This is a genomic window from Streptomyces sp. SudanB52_2052 (assembly GCF_964272415.1).
Classification (GTDB): Bacteria; Actinomycetota; Actinomycetes; order Streptomycetales; family Streptomycetaceae; genus Streptomyces; species Streptomyces olindensis.
Genome location: NZ_OZ186796.1, coordinates 1,591,869 through 1,612,370 on the forward strand (window position 1 = coordinate 1,591,869; position 20,502 = coordinate 1,612,370).

General features: G+C 71.2%; 20 protein-coding genes. 4 read left to right on the forward strand and 16 right to left on the reverse strand.

Annotated elements, in window-relative coordinates; translation table 11 throughout:
• Nucleotides 1-510, reverse strand: a complete 510-nt coding sequence (locus tag ACSUPV_RS07025) for a nuclear transport factor 2 family protein (RefSeq protein WP_436947118.1) — start codon at nt 508-510, stop codon at nt 1-3.
• Between the two features lie 56 nt (nt 511-566).
• Between ACSUPV_RS07025 and ACSUPV_RS07030 the strand changes: the two genes are divergently transcribed.
• Entirely contained in the window at nt 567-1,391 is an 825-nt protein-coding gene (locus tag ACSUPV_RS07030; RefSeq protein WP_382615060.1) for an SDR family NAD(P)-dependent oxidoreductase, read from the forward strand.
• Nucleotides 1,392-1,399: 8 nt separating this feature from the next.
• On the opposite strand, the gene ACSUPV_RS07035 is transcribed toward ACSUPV_RS07030, so the two are convergent.
• The 13 genes from ACSUPV_RS07035 to ACSUPV_RS07095 all read right to left on the reverse strand — a co-directional run bounded on the left by ACSUPV_RS07035 (nt 1,400) and on the right by ACSUPV_RS07095 (nt 15,908).
• The gene (locus ACSUPV_RS07035) at nt 1,400-2,602 is read right to left on the reverse strand and encodes an MFS transporter (RefSeq protein WP_436947119.1); all 1,203 of its coding nucleotides are present in this window, start codon (nt 2,600-2,602) and stop codon (nt 1,400-1,402) included.
• Nucleotides 2,595-3,578 carry an LLM class flavin-dependent oxidoreductase gene (locus ACSUPV_RS07040; protein ID WP_436947120.1) on the reverse strand — a complete coding sequence of 328 codons (984 nt, stop codon included), beginning with the start codon at nt 3,576-3,578 and terminating at the stop codon, nt 2,595-2,597. The genes ACSUPV_RS07035 and ACSUPV_RS07040 overlap by 8 nt, the downstream gene beginning before the upstream one ends.
• Before the next feature lie 169 nt (nt 3,579-3,747).
• Nucleotides 3,748-5,784, reverse strand: coding sequence for an SDR family oxidoreductase (locus ACSUPV_RS07045; protein ID WP_436947121.1), 2,037 nt, complete (start codon nt 5,782-5,784; stop codon nt 3,748-3,750).
• Nucleotides 5,785-5,787: 3 nt separating this feature from the next.
• Nucleotides 5,788-6,726 carry an aromatase/cyclase gene (locus tag ACSUPV_RS07050; RefSeq protein ID WP_436947122.1) on the reverse strand — a complete coding sequence of 313 codons (939 nt, stop codon included), beginning with the start codon at nt 6,724-6,726 and terminating at the stop codon, nt 5,788-5,790.
• Nucleotides 6,727-6,742: 16 nt separating this feature from the next.
• Nucleotides 6,743-7,528, reverse strand: a complete 786-nt coding sequence (gene fabG, locus ACSUPV_RS07055; protein WP_436947123.1) for a 3-oxoacyl-ACP reductase FabG — start codon at nt 7,526-7,528, stop codon at nt 6,743-6,745.
• Between the two features lie 12 nt (nt 7,529-7,540).
• Nucleotides 7,541-7,810 (reverse strand): acyl carrier protein, encoded by a 270-nt coding sequence (locus tag ACSUPV_RS07060; RefSeq protein ID WP_436947124.1) that lies wholly within the window; start codon nt 7,808-7,810, stop codon nt 7,541-7,543.
• A gap of 21 nt (nt 7,811-7,831) precedes the next feature.
• Nucleotides 7,832-9,061: a ketosynthase chain-length factor gene (locus ACSUPV_RS07065; protein ID WP_436947125.1), complete on the reverse strand. Its 1,230-nt coding sequence runs from the start codon at nt 9,059-9,061 to the stop codon at nt 7,832-7,834.
• Complete coding sequence (locus ACSUPV_RS07070) at nt 9,058-10,341, reverse strand: beta-ketoacyl-[acyl-carrier-protein] synthase family protein (RefSeq protein WP_436947126.1); 1,284 nt, start codon at nt 10,339-10,341, stop codon at nt 9,058-9,060. The genes ACSUPV_RS07065 and ACSUPV_RS07070 overlap by 4 nt, the downstream gene beginning before the upstream one ends.
• Nucleotides 10,338-10,664 carry a TcmI family type II polyketide cyclase gene (locus ACSUPV_RS07075; protein WP_436947127.1) on the reverse strand — a complete coding sequence of 109 codons (327 nt, stop codon included), beginning with the start codon at nt 10,662-10,664 and terminating at the stop codon, nt 10,338-10,340. Before ACSUPV_RS07075 ends, ACSUPV_RS07070 begins: the two co-directional genes overlap by 4 nt.
• A 17-nt stretch (nt 10,665-10,681) precedes the next feature.
• Nucleotides 10,682-12,151 carry an FAD-dependent monooxygenase gene (locus tag ACSUPV_RS07080; protein WP_436947128.1) on the reverse strand — a complete coding sequence of 490 codons (1,470 nt, stop codon included), beginning with the start codon at nt 12,149-12,151 and terminating at the stop codon, nt 10,682-10,684.
• Nucleotides 12,152-12,199: 48 nt separating this feature from the next.
• On the reverse strand, nt 12,200-12,625 hold the full coding sequence (locus ACSUPV_RS07085) for a MarR family winged helix-turn-helix transcriptional regulator (protein WP_436947129.1): 426 nt from the start codon (nt 12,623-12,625) through the stop codon (nt 12,200-12,202).
• Nucleotides 12,626-12,925: 300 nt separating this feature from the next.
• Nucleotides 12,926-14,218: a LuxR C-terminal-related transcriptional regulator gene (locus ACSUPV_RS07090; protein ID WP_436947130.1), complete on the reverse strand. Its 1,293-nt coding sequence runs from the start codon at nt 14,216-14,218 to the stop codon at nt 12,926-12,928.
• Between the two features lie 646 nt (nt 14,219-14,864).
• Nucleotides 14,865-15,908, reverse strand: coding sequence for a ParB N-terminal domain-containing protein (locus ACSUPV_RS07095; protein WP_436947131.1), 1,044 nt, complete (start codon nt 15,906-15,908; stop codon nt 14,865-14,867).
• 327 nt (nt 15,909-16,235) lie between these two features.
• Here ACSUPV_RS07095 and ACSUPV_RS07100 point away from each other — a divergent pair, with 327 nt between their 5' ends.
• From ACSUPV_RS07100 to ACSUPV_RS07110, 3 genes are read left to right on the forward strand one after another with little or no spacing between them, the layout of a single operon-like run.
• Nucleotides 16,236-16,679, forward strand: coding sequence for a hypothetical protein (locus ACSUPV_RS07100; RefSeq protein WP_436947132.1), 444 nt, complete (start codon nt 16,236-16,238; stop codon nt 16,677-16,679).
• The gene (locus tag ACSUPV_RS07105) at nt 16,660-17,187 is read left to right on the forward strand and encodes a hypothetical protein (RefSeq protein WP_436947133.1); all 528 of its coding nucleotides are present in this window, start codon (nt 16,660-16,662) and stop codon (nt 17,185-17,187) included. The genes ACSUPV_RS07100 and ACSUPV_RS07105 overlap by 20 nt, the downstream gene beginning before the upstream one ends.
• On the forward strand, nt 17,172-18,353 hold the full coding sequence (locus ACSUPV_RS07110) for an MAB_1171c family putative transporter (protein ID WP_436947134.1): 1,182 nt from the start codon (nt 17,172-17,174) through the stop codon (nt 18,351-18,353). Before ACSUPV_RS07105 ends, ACSUPV_RS07110 begins: the two co-directional genes overlap by 16 nt.
• 51 nt (nt 18,354-18,404) lie before the next feature.
• Here ACSUPV_RS07110 and ACSUPV_RS07115 read toward each other — a convergent pair whose 3' ends face one another.
• The gene (locus tag ACSUPV_RS07115) at nt 18,405-18,962 is read right to left on the reverse strand and encodes an O-acetyl-ADP-ribose deacetylase (protein ID WP_051648485.1); all 558 of its coding nucleotides are present in this window, start codon (nt 18,960-18,962) and stop codon (nt 18,405-18,407) included.
• Entirely contained in the window at nt 18,959-20,368 is a 1,410-nt protein-coding gene (locus ACSUPV_RS07120) for a phytoene desaturase family protein (RefSeq protein WP_436947135.1), read from the reverse strand. Before ACSUPV_RS07120 ends, ACSUPV_RS07115 begins: the two co-directional genes overlap by 4 nt.
• Between the last annotated feature and the right edge of the window lie 134 nt (nt 20,369-20,502).

Genomic DNA, 20,502 nt, shown 5'->3' on the forward strand with positions numbered 1-20,502 from the left:
TCACCAGGGCCAGCGCCAGCCCTCGTTGTCCGGCACCACCCAGTAGTGGTCCAGTTCCACCTTGCCGAAGTACCAGCGTCCGTTCCGGTGGACGTACGTGTCGGTGAACTGGCCGATGCTGTTGTGGATCTCGCTCTCCCGGTCGAACCGTATCTTCTCCTCGAAGAAGGAGACACCGGTGGCGGTTTCCCGGCTCAGCACCTCGACCTGATGCCCGTGGATGAAGTTCTTGAAGGAGATCGTCCGGGCTCCGGCCTTGAACTCGAGGATCTTCCCGGGTAACGCGCTGTAGAAGTCGCGGATTCCGGCGCTGCCGTGCGCCTGCCCGAAGTCGCCGTAGTCGAGATGCGCGTCATCGGTGAACAGACCGGCCAGCCCGTCCCACTCCGCGTTGTTCAGGCAGCGATGGAACTCCGTTCGCAGCCGCTGGAGTTCACGAATCGCCTCCAGTTCATGAACCCGTTCGGCGAGCTGCTTCACCGTCTCGGCCAGCTCTGTCTCGTAACTCATCAAACGACCTTTCTTTTCTCGCTTGTTTTCTCGTTCCGGCCTTCGAGGAGAACATCATGAAGACCCTGGTTGTCTCGGGCGGCACCTCCGGTATCGGAGAAGCGCTCGCCCACAAATATCTGAAGCGCGGAGACCAGGTGGTGGTCATCGGCCCCAATCCGGAGAAGGGGCGGAAATTCCTCGCCACGGCGGAAGGCCTGGGCGCCGGGGAGCGGGCCTTCTTCCTGCCCGCGGACCTCAGCCTGGTCAGCGAGAACGAGCGGATCATCGGGGACATCAGGGAGAACTTCCCCGCAGTGGACGCGCTGGTACTGTGCGCCCGGTTCTTCCGTTCCCATCGACGCGTCACCTCCGAAGGCTTCGAGCACAATTTCGCGCTGTACTACCTGAGCCGCTTCCTGCTCGGCTACGGCCTGCTCGACCTGCTGGAGAAGGCCCCCGAGCCGGTCATCGTGAACGTGGCCGGACCGGGCGTCGAAGCCGGCCAGATCCACTGGGACGACCTGGGCCTGAAGGCGGGCTACGACGGCTGGGGCGCCATGTTCCAGGGCGGCAAGCTGAACAACCTGCTCGGCGTTGCCTTCTCCCTCCAGGGCCGCGATCACCGGACCCGGTATGTGCTGGACTTCCCGGGCGGTACGGCGACCGGCTTCGCCGGTGAGTTCGACCCGGCCACCGCCGCCCACGTCAAGGAGATGCTGCGGTTCGCCAAGCCGGTGGAAGCGGGCATCGTCCCGATCGTCGCGGCCATCGACAGCCCGCCCGCCGAACCACTGAGCGCCTTCTTCGAGGGTCGGCGCCTGGATCTGCGGCACCACTCCTTCGACCCGGAGGACGCCCGGCGGCTCGACGCCCTCACCCGAAAGCTGCTGGCCGGCTGAGGCGGACGTCATGTGCGCTCCCGCAGCCCGCCGACGGCTGCCACCACCCCCACCGCCGCGACCAGCGAGGTCGCCAGCAGTGGTGCCCGGTAGCCGTCGGTGAGGTCGGCGAGACCGGCGACCAGCGGCAGCATGACGACGCTGCCGAGCTGCACACCGGTCTGGTAGACCGGCACGGCCGCGCCGCGCAGAGCCGGCGCCACGCTCTGCGCGGCCTGCATGTTCAGCGCCGCGAAGGACAGCACGAAAGCGGCCGACACCAGCACCAGCGCGGGCAGCAGCCCGGTCGCGTACGACAGCGGGCCCGGCCGCAGCAGGGCGTACAGCTGACCGGCGAACGCGCACAGCGCCCCGGCGGTGATCAACCGGCCGGTGCCGAACCGCTGGACCAGCCGGCCGGCGAACGGCACCGAGACCGCGAGCGGCACACAGGCGGGCAGCAGGCCGAGCGCGACCTGCCAGGGCCGCCAGCCGAAGACGTCGCTCGCCCGGAACGTGGCCAGCAACAGCAGGCCGATGTAAGCCCCGTTGAGGGTGGCCGCACCCACCGTCGCCCGCATCAGCGGGCCGTTGCGCAGGATCGCCCCGCCGAGCGGGGGCGGCTGCTGCCGTACCCCGCCGGGGATCACCCTGATCCCCCACACCAGCAGCACCAGGGCCACCGGGGCGGGGAACAAAAACGTCCAGTGCCAGTGGCCGGGGGCGAGGGCTCCGGAGAGCAGCAGTCCCGCGGTGAACCCGGCCGCGCCGAACAGGGAGTACACCGCCACCGCACGGCGCTGCGGCGGGCCGCTGGGGAACGTGGTGCCGATCAGGGCCAGTCCGACGGGCGCGGTCAGCGCCGCACAGGCCCCCTTGACCAGCCGGGAGGCGACCAACAGCGCCATGTCGTCGCTCAGTCCGCCGACGACGGAGGAGAGCGCGAAGAACAGCATCGCGGTGAGGTAGACGCGGCGCAGCCCGAAGCAGCCGGAGAGCACCGGTCCCATGGTCAGCATGGCGGCGAAGCCGAAGGCGAATCCGGTCATCAGCCACTGCACCGACCACATGGTCAGCCCCAGGTCCGCACCGATCGACGGCAGTGCCGCCAGCACCACCGACACCTCGACGGCGTCCAGAAGCATGTTCCCGGAGAGGACGACCAGCAGGGCCCGGTGGCCCCGCAGCCCGCGCGGCGCGGGCGGCGCCGGGGTGACGACCGGCTCACCCACCGGCCGCCTGCCTCTCCAGCAGCTTCGGCAGCTCGGCGACCAGTTCGATGTGCCGGGCGACGAGATCGTCCGGCATTCCCGCGATGCTCGCCCAGAAGATGAGGTGCCGCACCGGCAGCCCCCTGATCCGCTCGTGGATGCGGACCGCGGCCTCCTCGGGAGTGAGCACCTCCAAGGTGGCCCAGGAGCCCTCCTCGGGCCGCTTCTGGGGGAAGTCCTCGACCTTGAGCAGCGGCGGGGCGGGATGGTCGGTGCCCTCGACGGACCCGAGCCGGTAGGTGTTCATCTGGTGGACCAGGTGAGGGGCGATCCGGGGCCAGGCGGCCTCGGGGTCGTCCGCGAGGATCACCGGCAGCAGGTCGGAGACCCGGGCGGTCCGCGGATCGTGGCCGCCCTCGACGAGTCCGGCCTCGTAGTGCTCGTGCATCGCCCGGTTGATGTGCAGCAGTCCGATGCCGAGGCGGCCGGCGATCCGGGCGCCGCGCGGCCCGTAGAAGCCGCCCCACACGGGCACCGGGTGCTGGATCGGGCCGGGCGTGATGCCGCCCTCCTCCCACAGCCTGCGCACCTCGCGGATGTTCTTCTCCACTCGCCCGATCCGGCGGTCGAACTCGGCCCCGAACAGTTCGTACTCGGGGACCCGGTAGCCGGCCCCGACGCCGAGTTCGAGCCGGCCGCCGCTGATCAGGTCGACGATCGCGGCGTCCTCGGCGAGCTGGGCGGGCCGGCGCAGGTTGGGCAGGATCACCGCGGTGCCGATCCGGCAGTGGCGGGTCCGGGCGGCGGCCGCAGCGGCGAACACCAGCGGCTGCGGGAGATAGCCGTCCTCGAACAGGTGGTGCTCGGTGAACCACACTCCTCCGATACCGCGCCGGTCGACCTCCTCACACCACTCCAGGGAGCGCGCGTAGTGGTCGGCCCACGGCCGGTGCCAGGCGTCCGGGTTGCGCAGGTCGAAGAGGATTCCGACTTCCATGTCCTGACTTCCGTTCGTCGTTGGCGTACTCGAAGGGCGGTTCACGAGGTCGTGTCCTGCCAGGTCCTGGAGACGACACCGTCGCTCTGCGGTCGCCTGCCGTCCAGGCCGAACCCCGTGGCACGGTGCCGCCGCAACGGCTCGCCCTCGGTGAGACTCCCGGTGTCGTTCAGCCGAGCAGGGTGCCGCCGCTGGCGTCGATGAAGGCGCCGGTGATCCAACGGGCCTCGTGGGTGGCCAGGAACGTCACCACGTCTGCGACGTCGACCGCCTCGCCCACCCGCTTGAAGGCCGACAGCTGGGCCATCTGCGCCACCGCCTCGGGGATGTCGAAGACCGGGCCGCCGTTGTTGGTGATGCCGGGCGCCACACTGTTGACCGTGATGCCGCGCGGGGCGAGATGGCGGGCGAAGTGCAGGGTGATCTGCTCGATCGCGCCCTTGGTCATCGAGTAGGCGACCTGGTCGGGGTTGGCGACCCGGGTCAGCCCGGACGAGATGTTGATGATCCGGCCGCCCTCGGGAAGCAGCGGCAGGGCGCGCTGCACGAGGAAGAAGGGCGCCTTGGCGTTCACCGCGAAGAGCCGGTCGAACTCCTCGGGAGTGACGTCTTCCGGCTGCACCCCGGTCGGTGTGGTCACCGCCGCGTTGTTGACGATGATGTCGAGGGTGGTGGTGCCGGTGCGTTCCTTCAGCCCGCGCTCCAGGCCGAGGAAGAGCTCGTGGACGTCGCCGGCGACACCGAGTTCGGCCCGTACGCCGAAGGCCCGGCCGCCGTCCTTCTCGATCAGCTCGATGGTCTCCCGCGCGGCACTCTCGTTGCTCGCGTAGTGCACGGCGACGAGCGCGCCCTCGGCGGCCAGCCGCTGTGCGGTGGCCCGGCCTATGCCTCGGCTGGAGCCGGTCACCAGCGCGGTCTTGTCGGCAAGCTTGCCCATGGTGGAAGTCCTGTCCTTCTCAGTCGTCGGGGAGTGAGGGGGCTGCGCCGGTGCGGTGGCGGGTGGCGGCGCGACCGTGGTGCGGGGCAGTCCGAGGCCGGTGATCATGCGGGCCAGCCGCCGCCTCACGGCCTCGAAGCGCATCAGCTCGGCGAAGACCTCTCGCAGCGGCTCGATCTCGGGCCCGCCGAGCAGCAGGGCCGACTGGGCCTGGATGTTGGTGAGGGTGCGCGCGCCGACGGGGTGTCGCTCCCTGTGGTAGTCGTCCAGGACCTCGTCGCCCGCCCGGCCGGCCAGGCGTTCGGCCAGCCGCCCGCCGAGGGCCGCCGCGTCCTGCAGTCCGAGATTGAGGGCCTGCCCGCCGACCGGCATCTGCGCGTGGGCGGCGTCGCCGGCCAGCAGTATCCGGCCCCTGCGGTAGCGGGTCACCTGGCGCCGGGTGTCGTCGAAGGCGTTCAGCCACAGCGGTGTCCCGTGGCCGATGTCCTCGCCCGTCACCCGCGCCCAGGCTTGTACGACCTCGTCGAACTCCAGTGCCCCGGCCCGGGTGCGGGGCTCGGCGCCGTACACGTGCACCATGACCCGGGTGGTGCCGTCCGGCCAGTGGTGCGCGGTGGCCAGTCCGTGTTCCAGCCGCTCGAACCGCCGGGCGGGGATGTCGATCCCGGCGACGTCGGCCCGCAGCATCTCCCGGGCCGGGCCCTGCCCGGCGAACTCGAATCCGGCGGCCGTCCGCACCGTGGACTGCCAGCCGTCGCAGCCGACGACGTAGGCGCCGGTCATCCGTTCCCGGGTGCCGCCCTCCGTGCCGTCCGCCGTCCGGCCCGCTGCGACGGTCTCGACCAGCACGCGGTCGCCCCGGTCGGCCAGATCCACCAGCCGCCGTCCGCGCCGGATCCGCGCCCCCAGCTCCAGGGCACGCTCCTGGAGCACGGCTTCGAGCCGGGTCTGCGGGCACTTCCACTGACCCGCGTGGCGATGGCCGGGGTCGGCCTCCGCCAGGTCGAGCCGGATACCGCCGAAGTGCCCCGGGCCACCGTCCGGGAGCGGGCCGAGCCGGTCGAGGACGCCGCGCTCGGCCAGCACCTCCATGGAGCGCGAGTGCAGGGTGGAGGCACGTGACTCGGTCATCGGCCGGGCCAGCTGCTCCACCACCAGGACCCGCACCCCGTGCGCGGCGAGGTCCCCGGCGAGCAGCAGTCCGACCGGACCGGCACCGACCACCACGGCATCGGCGTCCGGAGGACCGGAGGTCGCGGGAGCGGGCATCGGTCAGCGCCGCGCTTCCGCATAGACCTTGGCGTGACCCAGGGTGGCCCGGCTGTTGTTGCCGAGCGCGCCCCGGATGAACGTGCGGGCCTCGGCCACGCCCGCCTCGGGGCCGAGAACGGCGGCGATGTTCTCGGCGTTGATCACCACCGTGTGCTGGGAGCTGGCGGTGGTGACGCCGTCGGCGCCCTCCTCGAACGTCCAGTAGCCGGTGTGCAGTTTCATCAGCGCCGGCAACGTGGTCTGCTTGTAGGCGATCTTGTGGTGCGGGAAGCAGACCCGGACCGACTCGGTGGTGTGCGCGGAGCCGTCCTTGGTGAGCGTCTCCATCCGCAGCACCTGGAGGCCGGGGGTGTCCTCGGTCAGCTTGACCTGATTGACGTGCGGCAGCCGCTCGCTCCACAGGTGAGCGTCGTTGACGAAGTCGTAGAGGTCCTTGGCGGAGCCGTTGACGGTGACGCTGTCCACGAAGGACAGGGTCAGCTCCGCGGTCCGGGTGGCTTCCTCCAGTCCGGCCTTGACGCCGGGCAGTTCCTCCCGGCTGTTGCGGTCGACAGCCTCGTCGATCCACTTCAGGCCCTCGGGGTCGTCGTCGATCGCGCGGTACTCGTGCAGCAGCCGCAGCCGGGTCTCCGCCTCCCCTCGGGGCTCGACGACCCAGGTGCCGCTCATCGACGCGACCGGCGGCGCGGAGACCTCCTGCCGGAAGGTGATGCGCAGGCCCTCCGGGTCGAGCTGGCGGATCGAGGTCCAGTTCTTGGCCTCGCCGTTGGCGGTGGCCCAGATGCGGATGCGCTCCAGGTCCGCCTCGCGCTCCAGGACTTCGACGTACACCGACGGCGGGAAGAGCCTCGGCCAGTTCTCCACCTCGGCGAGCAGCCGGTAGACGTCCTGGGCGGGTGCCTGGACGGTGATCTCGTGTTCGACCTGACGAGTCGTCATCGTGTCCCTCCGAGTGTCAGAAGTTGCCCAGACCGCCGCAGACGTTGAGCGCCTGCGCGGTGATCGAGGCGGCGAGATCGGAGGCCAGATAGCCGACCAGGCCGGCGACCTCCTCAGGGGTGGAGTAACGGCCGAGCGGGATCTTGGCCTGGAACTTCTCGAGGATGGCCTCCTCGGAGGTGTCGTACGCCGCCGCGTAGCCCTGTCGCACCCGCTGGGCCATCGGGGTCTCGACATAGCCCGGGCACACCGCGTTGACGGTGATCCCGGTCGGCGCCAGCTCGTTGCCCAGCGCCTTGGTGAAGCCGACCACGCCATGCTTGGACGCGGAGTAGGGGGCGCCGAGCACCACGCCCTGCTTGCCCGCGGTGGACGCGATGTTGATGATCCGGCCGCGCTTCTTCTCGCGCATGCCACCGGCGTTGAGGACCTCGCGGGTCACCTGGAAGACGCTGGTGAGGTTGGTGGCGATGACGTCGTCCCACAGCTCGTCGGCGATGTCTGCGGTCACCCCTCCCCCACTGCGGCCGGCGTTGTTGACGAGCACGTCGATCGGTCCGAAGCGGGCCACCGCTGCCCGCACCACGGCCTCGATGTCCTCCTTGGACCGCACGTCGGCGGTGCTGCCGTCCACGTCCAGGTTCTCGTTCTGCAGTGTCTTCACCGTTGCGGCGACCGCGTTCTCGTCGCGGGCGCAGATGTAGACGCGATGCCCCTGCTGGGCGAGGATCCGGGCGGCGGCGAGGCCGATCCCGCTGGTGGCGCCGGTGACCAGGGCGACCCTGGCGGTGTGTTCGGTCATCGTGGGCTCCGGTCAGGCGGTCTTGAGGGCGGACAGGTGGTCGTTGACCAGCCGGACCAGCGCCCGTGGCGTGGCGGCCTCACCGACCGCCTCCTCGTCCAGGCTGATGCCGTACTCGCGCTCGATACGGCTGACGGTCTCCAGCATCGCCAGCGACTCGTAGCCGAGGTCCTCGAAGGACGTGTCGAGGATGTCGCCGTTCAGGTCGACGCTCTCGTCGGTACCGGCGCCCTCCAACAGCGTGGCCTTCAGCTCATCGAGGGTGAACTCCTTGGCAGACATGCGGGGTTCCTTTCGTACGGGTCACACGTGGGCGGGGTCGGCGGCGCGGACGACCATCGCGGAGTTGAAGCCGCCCTGGCCGCGGGCGATCACCAGCGCGCTGCGCAGGCCGGCGGGGCGCGGCGCGCCGGTCACCAGATCGATCTCGTAGGCCGGGGAGAGCGTGCTGCCGGTGGTCGGCGGGATCACCTGGTCGCGGAGGGACAGGAACGCGGCGGCCAGGTCGAGGGGGGCGGCACCGGAGTACAGCCGTCCGGTGGTGGTCTTGGGCGCGGTCACCGGCACGCCGCGCGGCCCGAAGACCTTGGTGATCGCCTCCGCCTCGGCCCGGTCCAGGTCCAGCACCGCGGCGGCGTCGGCGAACACCACGTCGATGTCGTCGGGGGTCGTTCCCGCGTCCGCGAGGGCGAGTTCGACGGCGCGCTGCAGGGTGGGGGCGCGGTCGCTGCCGGGTCGGGGGTCGATCGTGGCGGCGTGGCCCGCGATCTCGCCGTACACCCGGGGGGCGCCGCGCCGGCGGGCGTGCCCGCCCTCCTCCAGGACCAGAAGGGCGCCGCCCTCGCCGGGGACGTGTCCGGCGGCCCGGTCGTCGAACGGCAGATACGCCCGTGCGGGGTCGTCGGAGGTGCTCAGCCGGCCGCTGGTCATCTGGGCGACCCAGCCCCAGGGGCAGATCGAGGCGTCGACCGCACCGGCGATCACCATGCTGGTGCCCTTGCGGAGCTGCCGGCGGGCCTGCGCCAGCGCGTCCAGCCCGCCGGCCTGGTCACTGACCACGACACTGCTGGGTCCGCGCAGGCCGTTGCGGATGGAGATCTGGCCGCTGTTGACGGCGTAGAACCAGGCGAAGGACTGGTAGGCGCTGACGTACTGGCCACCCTTGCTCCAGAGCGCCCGCAGCTCGTTCTGGCCGAACTCGAAGCCGCCGGAGTGGCTTGCGGTGATCACTCCCACGTCGTAGGTGGGCAGGTCGGACGGCACCACACCGGCATCGGCGAACGCCCAGTCGGCGCCGACCAGGGCGAGCCTGGTCATCCGGTCGGTCTGCGGCAGCAGCCGACTTGGCAGATGGTCCTCGGCGGCGAAGGAGCCGATCTCGCCGGCCAGCCGGGACGGGTAGGGAGTGGGGTCGAAGTGGGTGATCCGCCGGATCGCGCTGCGGCCGGCGAGGGTGGCCGCCCAGTAGTCCTCGATGCCGAGGCCCGTCGGGGCGACGACGCCGAGTCCGGTGACCAGGACCGTGGCGTTCATCGTCGGCCTCCCTCGGGGGCGGCGAGCACCATCGCGCTCTGGAAGCCGCCGAAGCCGCTGCCGACGGACAGGACGGCGTCGGTCTTCCAGTCCCGGGCGGTCAGCGGCACGTAGTCCAGGTCGCACTCGGGGTCGGGGTGGTGCAGGTTCGCCGTCGGCGGCACCACGTCGTGGGTGATGGCCAGGACGGACGCGGCGATCTCGATCGAGCCGATCGCGCCGAGCGAGTGCCCGACCATCGACTTGATGGAGCTGACCGGGGTCCGGTAGGCATGCTCGCCCAGGCTGCGCTTGAACGCGGCGGTCTCGTGCCGGTCGTTCTGCTTGGTGCCCGAGCCGTGGGCGTTGATGTAGTCGATGTCCTCGGGGGCGAGCCGGGCCTCGCCGAGGGCGACCCGGATGGCCTCGGCCATCTCGGCGCCGTCGGGCCGCAGTCCAGTCATGTGGAACGCGTTCGAGCGCGTCGCGAACCCGGCGACCTCGGCATAGATCCGCGCGCCGCGGGCGCGGGCGCTCTCGAGCTCCTCCAGGACGAACACCGCGGCGCCCTCCCCGATGACGAAGCCGTTGCGGCTGGCGTCGAAGGGCCGGGAGGCATGCTCGGGGTCGTCGTTGCGGGGCGTGGTCGCCTTGATCGCGTCGAAGCAGGCCACGGTGATCGGGGAGATCGGCGCGTCGGTGGCGCCGGCGACCATCACGTCCGCCGTGCCCTCCCGGATCACGTCCGCCGCGTATCCCACCGCGTCGAGTCCGGAGGTGCACCCCGTGGACACGACGGTGGTGGGGCCCTCGGCGCCCACCGCCCAGGCCACCTCGGTGGCGAAGGAACTGGGCACCATGTAGCCGTACAGATGCGGCACGGCGTAGGCGTGGTCGACGAGTTCCAGCCGGCCGCCGTCGCTGACCGTGCGGTACTCCTGGTCGAGTCCGGTGGTGGCTCCGACGGCGCTGCCGATCGTCACCCCGGTCCGGTCGGGGGCCAGCGCGCCGAACTCCAGCCCGCTGTCGCCGACCGCTTCCCGCGCGGCGACCACCGCGAACTGTGCGGCCCGGTCCATCCGCCGGGCCTCCTGGGGGGTCAGCCCGGAGAGCTCGGCGTCGAAGTCGACCTCGGCGGCCACCTGGGAGCGGAACGGCGAGGGATCGAAGAGGGAGATACGGCGGGTGGCGGTGCGCCCGTCGGTGAGCAGCTTCCAGAACTCCTTGGCTCCCTTCCCGCCCGGGGCGATCACCCCGACTCCGGTGATCACCACCCGCCGACGGTCGTGGGCGGCGCTCATGAGGCACTCCACTCGTAGAAGCGGCGGGCCATGGCGTCCTTCGGCGACCGCCAGGTCGCCGGGTCGTACGCCTCGATGTACGGCTTGAGGTCCTGGCTGATCTGTACGAAGCGGGGGTCGGACTTGGCCTCCTCGATCCGCTCCTCGCCGTGGTCCTCGTCGAAGTCCTGGAGGTGGAAGTACAGGCCCCGGAACTCGAAGAGCTGGCGGCGGCGGGTGCCCATCCGTCCGGGCACGTCCGTGCGGTCGAAGGCGCCGAACAGGTCGGCGACCTCGCGGGCCGAGCCGGCGGCCATCCTGGCGACGATCAACGTGCTGTGCATCGCTTCCCTTCTGGTGCTCATCGGGCCGGCCCGAACCAGCGGGCCAGTGACATCGGTAGGTCGCAGTGGGCGCCGGGCGCGGCCCAGGCGACATGGCCGTCGGGACGCAGCAGGACGGCCGCGGTCCGTGCCGGCGGTTCGTCGCCGGGGAGGTCCCCCTGCCGGGAGGCCGTCACGATGTCGACCCGGTCGGTCCACCCTTGTGCCCTGCCGCGCAGGGTGGCGTTGTCCTCCAGGTCGAGGAGCACACCCCGGCCGGCGCGGAGGAGTTCGCTGCTGCTGGTGGGGCGGCCGTTGTGGAGCAGGGACAGCCGGGGCATACGGGCGCCCAGCAGGGGGTGCGAGCCGCCGCCCGTCTCGTAGCGGATGTCGAGGCCGCTGACCTTGGCGGCCAGCCGACGCGCCGCCTCGGGGTGGCCGTCCAGCAGTTCGGCCAGGGTGTCCCGCAGCGGGCCCACCTCGTCGCCGCCGAGGATCAGGGTGCTCTGGGCGCGGGTGTTGGCCAGCAGCCGACGGCCCACCTCGTGCCGCTCCTCGTGATAGGTGTCCAGCAGGGTCTCGGGGGCCGTGCCGCGCACCACGGCGGCCAGCTTCCAGCCCAGGTTCACCGAGTCCTGGATGCTGGTGTTCATGCCCTGTCCGCCGGCGGGCAGATGGACGTGCGCGGCGTCCCCGGCCAGCAGTACCCGGCCGCGCCGGTATTCGGTGACCTGGCGGGCCGCGTCGCTGAACGCGCTGACCCACACCGGCTCGGCGTCCGAGATGTCGGTTCCCGTCAGACGCTTCCACACATCGGCCACCTCGCTGAACTCCGGTGGGGCGGTGCGTCGTTCGGGGGGCGGTGTGCCGCGCTCGCCGACGATGATCCGGTGGATGCCGCCGGGCAGCCGCGCCGTCATCACCATGCCGCCGGCCGTGCGCTCACCGATCGTGCGGGGTTCCAGCTCCACCCCTCGCAGGTCGGCGAGGAAGAGTTCGGTGGTGGCGGGGGTTCCGGGGAAGTCGAAGCCGGCGAGTTTGCGCACGGTGCTGCGTCCACCGTCGCAGCCGACCAGGTACCGGGCCCGCAGGTTGGGCCCGCCGCCGACCATGACGGTCACGCCCTCGGCGTCCTCGACGAAGCCGGTGACCGGTTGCCCGCGGCGGATGTCGGCCCCGAGGTCCCGCGCCCAGCTCTCCAGCACCGCCTCGGTGGTGGACTGCGGCACGGTCCGGGCGGCGCCGTGGGCGGCGCCCAGCAGGCCGAGATCGAGGGGCAGCCCGCCGAAGTGCCCGGCCTCGCTGGTCTCTATCTCACCGAACCTGTGGAGCAGTCCCCGCTGGTCGAACACCTCCATGGTGCGGATGGTGAACCCGATGCCGCGGGACTCCCCGGTCCGTTCGGGCAGCCGGTCCAGCACGATGACATCGACGCCCGCAAGGCGCAGTTCCCCGGCCAGCATGAGCCCGGCGGGCCCGGCACCGACCACAACGACTGAAGCGTCCATACTCTTCTCCCGGATTGACTGCGCCGACTCGGCGGGGGCCGGCGGCCGCTATTCGTGCTCAAGGTTGTGTGCGATCCGGGCGAGCACATCGTTGGCCGCCAGGAATTCCTCCTCTGAAATACCGGCGAGCGAACGGGCCGCATGAGAATTCACCAGCGCCTCGGCCCGGTCGTGTGCCGCGTCGCCGTCCGCCGTCAGCTCGACGACGCCGGCCCGCACCGTGACCCAGCCCCGCGCCTCGAACTCCTTCACGATCGGCGCGTAGGAGTCGACACGGTCGACGGCCAGGAAAGGAGAAAAGGCCGTGTCGATATCGGAGACGGAGTTCACTTTGATGCTGATGGCGTGCAGCACCTGCCACTGCCGTCGATTCAGGCCCTCACTCGACAGCGCCCGCTCGGTGGCCTCATCGAAAAGCTGATGCAGATGGAGAAGCCAATAGCCGATTCGCTTGGTCGTGTTCTGCTGGAGCATAGGAGTGCCCGCCTCGAAACGAATGGGGTAACGGAAACGGGATCTCGAGGAGGTCCCGCTGAATTAATCCGACCCTGACACTCGTGGCTCCCCGGCACAAGGCGGTCCGGGGGAACCTACGGCGTACCCGCAGGGTTCGCTACGGCGCACCCACAGGATTCATTGCGGGCCGCCCGCAGGGTTTTTCGCGCGGTTGCACCACGGCATTTCCGGCATGTCGAGCACACCTGGTCGTCCGGGCACACGACGGCGCCGCACGCCTCCGGCGGAGGCGTGCGGCGCCGTGGACGGAACGCCCCGCTAGGCGGCCACGGACCCCAGAGCGGTGGCCAGTTCCCTCCTGCCCGAGATGGCGAGCTTGCGGTAGACGCTGGAGAGGTGGAACTCGACCGTGCGCACGGCGAGGAACAGCGTCTCCGCGATCCGCTGGTTGCTGTACCCGGCACGGGCCAGCTGGGCGATCTTGATCTCCTGGCGGGTGAGCGCACGGCCGTTGTCGGGGCCGCTCAACCGGGTCAGCGCCTGCCGGACGCGTTCCGCCCAGTAGGCGTTGCCGCACTCGCGGGCCACCGCGCCCGCCGCCTCCAGCCGGCTGCGCCCGCCGGTCACGTCCTTCCGCTCCACCTGCAGCGTGCCGAGGTCGTAGAGCGCCTGTGTCAGCTCCGTGCGGGCCTGCCCCAGGTCGAGCAGCTGCACGGCCTCCTCCAGCAGGGGCACCGACGAGTCGTCCCGCCGCGCTATGGCCACGGCGTGCAGGGCCGTGCCGACACTGCGCGCCGAACCCCACTTGCGTGCCGCGATCAGCTCGTCCTCGGCCAGGGCCAGGGCCAGGTCGTACCGCTGCACGGCCAGGGCGCCGAACGCCGCCCTCGAACGCCATGGCAGGACGGCCGAGTTGACGACGTTGAGGGCGGCCAGGGTCCGGCCGCAGGCGGTGTAGTCGTCGACGGCGTACTGGAACTGGCCCATCGCCATGTGCAGCGCGCCCCGGGCGGCCAGCACGTGCGGCCGGTCCGGCAGATGGGTGCTGAGCCGGCCGACCAGCCCGTGCTCCAGCAGCACCTCGTGCGCCTGGTCCAGCTCGCCGAGGTGCACGAGCGCCTCGATCAGCCAGGCGATGGCGAGGCAGGCCGGGAAGGCCGACGCCTCGTCGGCGAGCGCCGCCTTCAGCAGGTCCACGGCCCGGGTGGCGTCGCCGGAGATCAGGGAGCCGCGGGCGCGCAGCAGCTTGAGCAGGTTCTGGTGCCGCGCCGATGCCGACCACGAGGGGTGCCGGGCCAGCCGCTCGCACTGTGCGTCCGCCGACACCAGGTCACCGGTGTAGTACAGGGCCAGTACGGCGAGCCAGGGCCCGTACGCGTCCGCGTGCGCCGGGTCCGACTGCAGCACCCGTTCCGCCTGCTCGGTGACGACGGCGCGGTTCACCCCGAGGTTCGCCAGCTCGATGCACTGGACAGCCGTCCGCAGCCCGGAGGGCAGCCGCCGGACGTCGTCGGTGAGGAGTAATCCCGGGGTGTAGGTGACCGGCTCCCGCCGGGGCGTGGCGGGCCGCCACACGTCACGGACGGCCTTTTCCCGGCTTCGGTCACTCATCGCGCCGTTCGCTTCGGCATGCCTGACAGAATTCCGCCAGCCTGGCGAAATCGGGGTCGGGCGCCGGACGGCGACCGTCTCCTGTATGCCCTTGTTTCTACGCTCGGCCGTGTTCACTGTTCCCCCATTTGGTTAGTGATCGGTCTCAAGGCATCACAAAACTGCACAGTGCGGGTGTGCCGCGTGCGCAGGCTCGGCTGCGCACGGCGAACCGCCCGGCCATTCGCGGCCGGGCGAAGACGTTCGGCACCGAAAGCGCTCTTCCCGGCACGCGTCATTGCGGACCGGTCGCGCGTAGATCGGCCGGGGTCAGCGTGGGCCGCCCCCAAGCCGGAGGCATGTCAGGGAAGGGAACATCGGAAAAGACGGATGACGGATGGCGGCCACGATGCCGCCCGCCGGTTATGACGACGCATTCTCACCGGTCGCCGGTGCCCACCGGACGCCGCTCCGTCTGGACCGCGCTGCTACGCATCGAAGAATCCCCTTCGAAGTGTCATTTCGCCGGTACTCGGATCCGTCGTCGGCCTACCTAATTAATCAGCGAGGCCGACGTTCACTTCACCGTACACGAGCCTCTCAGGCATGCATGAAGCCAATCGGACCGTAAAGTCCGTTTCATCAGTGAACATGCGGAATAAGCGGCTCAGCTCGCCTGGTCACGGCTCGGCGCGGCGCGCTCCTCCAGGTCCCTGGCGAAGCGCAGCCATTGCTCGGCGCAGCGGCGGGCGGCCCAGGCGGCGTCGGAGAGCCGGTGCGCGGGCACGCTGTCGGCCAGCCACTGCCACTGCCCGGTGTCCATCGCGTGCGCGCTCCACAGGCGCAGCAGCGTCCGTCCGGCCTCGGAGAATCGCAGCGACGGATCCTTGCGCAGACTGCGCGCGGCCTGGTGGCCGGCCGGATGCGACGGCGGCAGGGCCACAACGGACTTCCCGCCTCCCACCAGGGGCGCACCGGCGCCGGCCGCGGGCACCTCGCCCTCGCCGGACTCCCGCAGTTCGGCCGCCCGCAGCCGAGGCGGTACCGGGTCCTCCCCGACCCGCAGCCGCCGCAGTACGTCCCTGGCGGTGGCGACGGCGACACCGGCCTCCGCCGCGATCTCCCGCAGCGACGCGTCGGGCCGGCACCGGATGACACGGACCACTCGGCGGCGCCCCTCGGCAGCGCCGGCGCCGAGCGGCCGGACCCGGCCGTCGCGTCCCGCCCGGGCGTTCAACTGACCACTCCGGCCGGTTGAACGCTCACGCAGTCCGGCGACCGTGGTGGGCGAGATTCCGACGACCTCCGCGATCCGGCGGTTCGACCACTCCGGGCGACTCTCGACGAGGCGGGTGGCCGCGGCGGCGCGGTCGGCCCGCGAGAGTGGCATTCCGTGCCGCGTGTTCAGACGGACGGCGAGCACGAACGCGTCCTCGACGGTGCCGTCGACGAACTCGGCCTCGATGCGTTCCTCGCCGCGCAGGAGGGCCGCGCGCACCCGGTGCACCCCGTCCACCACACGCATGGTGGACCGGTGCACGATGATCGGGGGCCAGGCCAGGTCCGACTCGGCGAGCACTCTGATGTGCTGGGCGTTCTCCCCTGCGATGCGCGGTGAATCGGAGATCACCAGTGACCCGATGGGCAGGGACCGCGTCCGCCGCCCGTCCTGGTCCGTTCGCGTCGCAGGGCCGGGTAACGCCTCAGACATGGACTCTCCTCTTCGCACACTCATCGGTTCGTCGCGTCGAGGCGCCTACGCCGCCGGCGGTAGACCACCGTGATCGGACCACCGTGATCAGCCTCAAATCCCCCGCAGGACGGGGGACTTGGTCGGCGTGCATCGGTACCGTTAGCGAAGCGTCCAACATATTGGCACTCCGTGCTCCGCCGGGGCAAGCAACGTTGGCTACTGTCCGGCAGAGCACATGTCTCTTCACAGATTCGGGATCACCGGGGTATCCGACCGGGAGGGTGGGCATTGTCTTCACGTGATGACAAGGGATGTCGGCAGTCGCTGGCCGAACGGTTGAACACGTTGTTCGCAACGGTGCGCTGGCGCGACGACCACGGACGGCAGCGGGAGTACTCGACGGCGGAGGTGGCCAAGGCGGTCACCTCGGACTCGTCCCACCGGGCCACGCTGTCGCGCAGCTACCTGGCGATGCTGCGGAACGGATCGCACACGAACCCGACGCTGAGCGTGCTGGAGGGTCTGGCGAAGTTCTTCGACGACCACCGGGACCCGGGAGCGCCGCCCATCACCGTCCAGTCCCTGGTCGCGCCGGAGAGCCCGGAGGACCAGCTGCTGCGGGAGCGGCTGGCCAGCCACCAGGTCCGGACGATCGCGATGCGGGCAGGAGCGATGACACCACCGTTGCGGGAGCAGCTGCTGAAGATGATCGACACCTTCGACCAGGACGGAACCGACGACCCCGACGTCCCCAACCGAGGAAGCACTCGTGGCGATACGCGAGCGTGAGCTGCGCCGTTACTGCAAACGACTCTTACGCCAGCTCGACATCCGACCCCCGTTGCGCGTCGAGGAGTTGTGCCGGCGGCTCGGCGAACACCGCGGCAAGCCCATCCGGCTGATCCCCTGGGACCTGCCCGTCCCCGGCCCGTTCGGCGTATGGATCTCCCGCCCCGACGAGGAGGACATCTTCTACCAGCGGGAGACGACCCGGGTCCACCAGGACCACATCATCCTGCACGAGATCGGCCACATCCTCGCCGATCACCAGGACGGCGTGAGTCCGGACGAGGATCACCTCGGCCTCGGCCGGCCGCGAGGACCGGCCATCAGACGGTTCCACCGCACGTACTACACCGAGGACTACGAGCGCGAGGCGGAACTCGTCGCGACCATCATCCAGGAGTGGGCCGTCGTCATCGACTACGCCACTCCCCGCACCACCGAGGACATCCCCGAGGACTCCGCCCTCGCCCCCCTGCGCTCCGCACTGAGCGCCCGATGGGGATGGACGTGATCCTCCACCTCACGGTGACCGCGATGCTGGTCGCGGGAACGGCATGGAAGGCTGTCGACCTGGCCCGCGCCCCGCACGACCGGGTGCTGCGGCGGCTGGTCCTCGGCCTGTTCCTGCTCACCGCGGGTGACGTCCTCGGCTTCCCCGAGGTCCGTGAGCGGCTGATGGCGTTCACGCCGGCCGGCGTCGGCAAGGTCGCCTTCAACGCGCTCTACATGTCCGGCCTGACCATGCTCATCCTGTTCTTCGTCGCCTCCACCCGCGGCTCCCCGACCGCGTTCCGGCGTCGGCGGCGACGGCATACCGCGCTGCTCGCCGGCGTCCTGGCCATCATGGTCATGAGCATGGTCGCGACCCCACCGGCGCTGCGCGGCCACTCCCTTTCCACCCCGCACATGGCAGAACCGGGGATCGCCTGCTTCTACCTCGTCGGCAACGTCTTCTTCGTCTACGCCTACGTCGTCTCGGGTCAGTGGGCCCTGCGCTACGCCCGCCGGGCGTCCTGGCATCTCGCGCGCAGTCTGCGAACCATGACCGCCGGGCTGTTCGGGCTGGCCCTCACAGCGGCCGGCCGGGTCGTCCTGGTGCTGCTGCGCGTCGACGTCCCCGGATCGCACCCGGAGCTGGAAACGCTGAATCTGGTGATCACCGACCTGGCCCTGGGCTGTGTGCTGATCGGCGTCGTGCTGTTCGCCGGGGTACAGCTGGCGACCCATCTGCGGTCCGTCCTCAGCCACCGCCGCATGTACGACCAGCTGGCGCCCCTCTGGCAGGCCCTGGTCAGCGCTTACCCGGAACTCGTCCTGAACCGCGAACCGTCCCGCCCCCATTGGAGCCGCCCCCGGCTGCGGCGCACCCACGCCCGCTTCTACCGCCGCCTCATCGAGTGCCGCGACGGGCTGGTCCGTCTGAGCCCCTACCTCGCGCTGGCCGCCCCCGACACGGACCTGGCCCGCTGCGGCCCGGACCAGCTCGCCCGCCACATCGTCCAGGCCCTCGCCCTCAAACCGGAGACCGAGGATCCCGACACCGCCCTCCCCGCCGCACGCGTCGCCCTCCCCACCGGAAACGACGTCGGCGCCGACGCCGACATCCTCATCACCCTCTCCACAGCCCTGTCAAGAATGGCCCGCGAACAACCCGATCGGCGCCGATGCCACGCCTGACAGGGGGAACGCACGAGGGGCCGGACGATGCGTACGCCCCCTATGGCGCAGTCACGGGGACTCGGGTGAGAAAGGGCCTCCACCCCCCGGTCGCCCCGGCTTGTCGACCTGCTCGGCGAACGCCGTGAACGCCCGCTCGTCGAACAGGACGAACCTGACTTCTTCGACGGCGGTCTCCGTGTCCCGCACCGTTTGCACAGCGATGCGAGCGGCGTCCTCGATCGGCCACCCGTAGACACCGGCCGAGACGGCCGGGAACGCCACCGTCCGGGCGCCCAGCTCGTCGGCCACCCGGAGCGACTCGCGGTAGCAGGAGGCGAGGAGGCCGGAGCGGTCCTCGGTCGTGCTGTACACAGGGCCGACGGTGTGGATGACCCAGCGGGCGTCCAGGTTCCCGGCGGTCGTGGCGACGGCCCGGCCCGTGGCCAGGCCCTTGCCGTAGTGGGAGGCGCGCAGCTTGCGGCAGTCCTCCAGGATGGCCGGGCCGCCGCGCCGGTGGATCGCTCCGTCGACCCCTCCCCCGCCCAGCAGCGAGGAGTTGGCCGCGTTGACGATGGCGTCGACGCGCTCCCGGGTGATGTCGCCCTGGACCGCTTCGATCGTGGTCATGTCCGCCTCAGTCGCTTCCAGACGGCCTTCGCGGCGTTGTGCCCGGACATGCCGTGCACCCCCGGGCCCGGCGGGGTCGCCGAGGAGCAGATGAAGACGGCCGGATGGGGGGTGTGGTACGGGAACAGGGTGAGCTTGGGGCGCAGTAGGAGCTGGAGGCCGGAGACCGCGCCGGAGGCGATGTCGCCGCCGACGTAGTTGGCGTTGCGGGCGGCGAGTTCGGGCGGTCCGGCCGTGGCGCGGGCCAGGACGCGGTCGCGGAACCCGGGGGCGAAGCGCTCCAGTTGGCGTTCGATGGCGTCGGTGAGGTCGCCGGTCCAGCCGTGCGGGACGTGGCCGTACGCCCAGAAGACGTGCTTGCCCGCGGGGGCCCGGGTCGGGTCGACGACGCTCGGCTGGACCGTGATCATGAACGGCTTGTCGGGGGCCCGGCCCTCCCGGGACGCCGCGCGCAGGGCCGTGCCGATCTCCGCGCGGTTGGCGCCGACCTGCACCGTGCCGGCGACGCGGGCCTCCTTCGCGGTCCACGGCACGGGGCCGTCCAGCGCGTAGTCGATCTTGAAGGCGCCCGGTCCGTAGCGGTAGCCGGCGTAGTGGTCGCCGAAGCCGGCGATGCGGGCCAGGGCGGTGGGCGAGGTGTCGAAGACGTACGCCCTGGCCGGCGGCAGGTCGTCCAGACGCTTGACCTCGTAGTCGGTGTGGACGCTGCCGCCGAGGTCGCGCAGGTGGGCGGCGAGGGCGTCGGAGATCGCCTGGGAGCCGCCGCGGGGGACCGGCCAGCCCCGGGCGTGCGCCGAGAGGGCGAAGACCAGGCCGATGGCGCCGGTGGCGAAGCCGCCCAGCGGCGCCATGACATGGGCGACGAGCCCGGCGAACAGCGCCTTGGCCGGTTCGTCGCGGAAGCGGCGCATCAGCAGGGTCGACGGGGGCAGTCCGACGAGGCCGAAGCGGGCGAGGGTGACCGGGTCGCGGGGCAGCGCCGTGAGCGGCAGGGACATGAAGTCCCGGACGAGCGTGTCCCACTTGGGCAGGAAGGGCTCGACGAGCCTGCGGTACGTCCCGGCGTCGCGCGGCCCGAGGGAGGCGGCCGTCTCGCCCACCGACCGGGACAGCACGGCCGCCGTGCCGTCCGGGAAGGGGTGCGCCATGGGCAGCTCGGCGTGCAGCCACTCCAGGCCGTACCGCTCCAGCGGGAGGGCGCGGAAGGCGGGCGAGTTGATGGCGAGCGGGTGGGCCGCGGCGCACGGGTCGTGCCGGAAGCCCGGCAGGGTGAGCTCCTCGGTGCGGGAGCCGCCGCCCACGGTGCCCCGGGCCTCGAAGACGGCGACGGAGAAGCCGCGGCGGGCCAGCTCCACGGCCGCGGTCAGTCCGTTCGGCCCCGCACCCACTACGACGGCATCGAGCATCGACGGCACCTTCGGACCCCTTCGTCAGCCGACGGCCACTGGAGATCAGGATATGCCCGGGGACGGACAGTCACCGGCCGCGGGGGATGTCCGGTGCCGCGGAGGACTCCGGCGATCAGCGCTACCCGACGCTC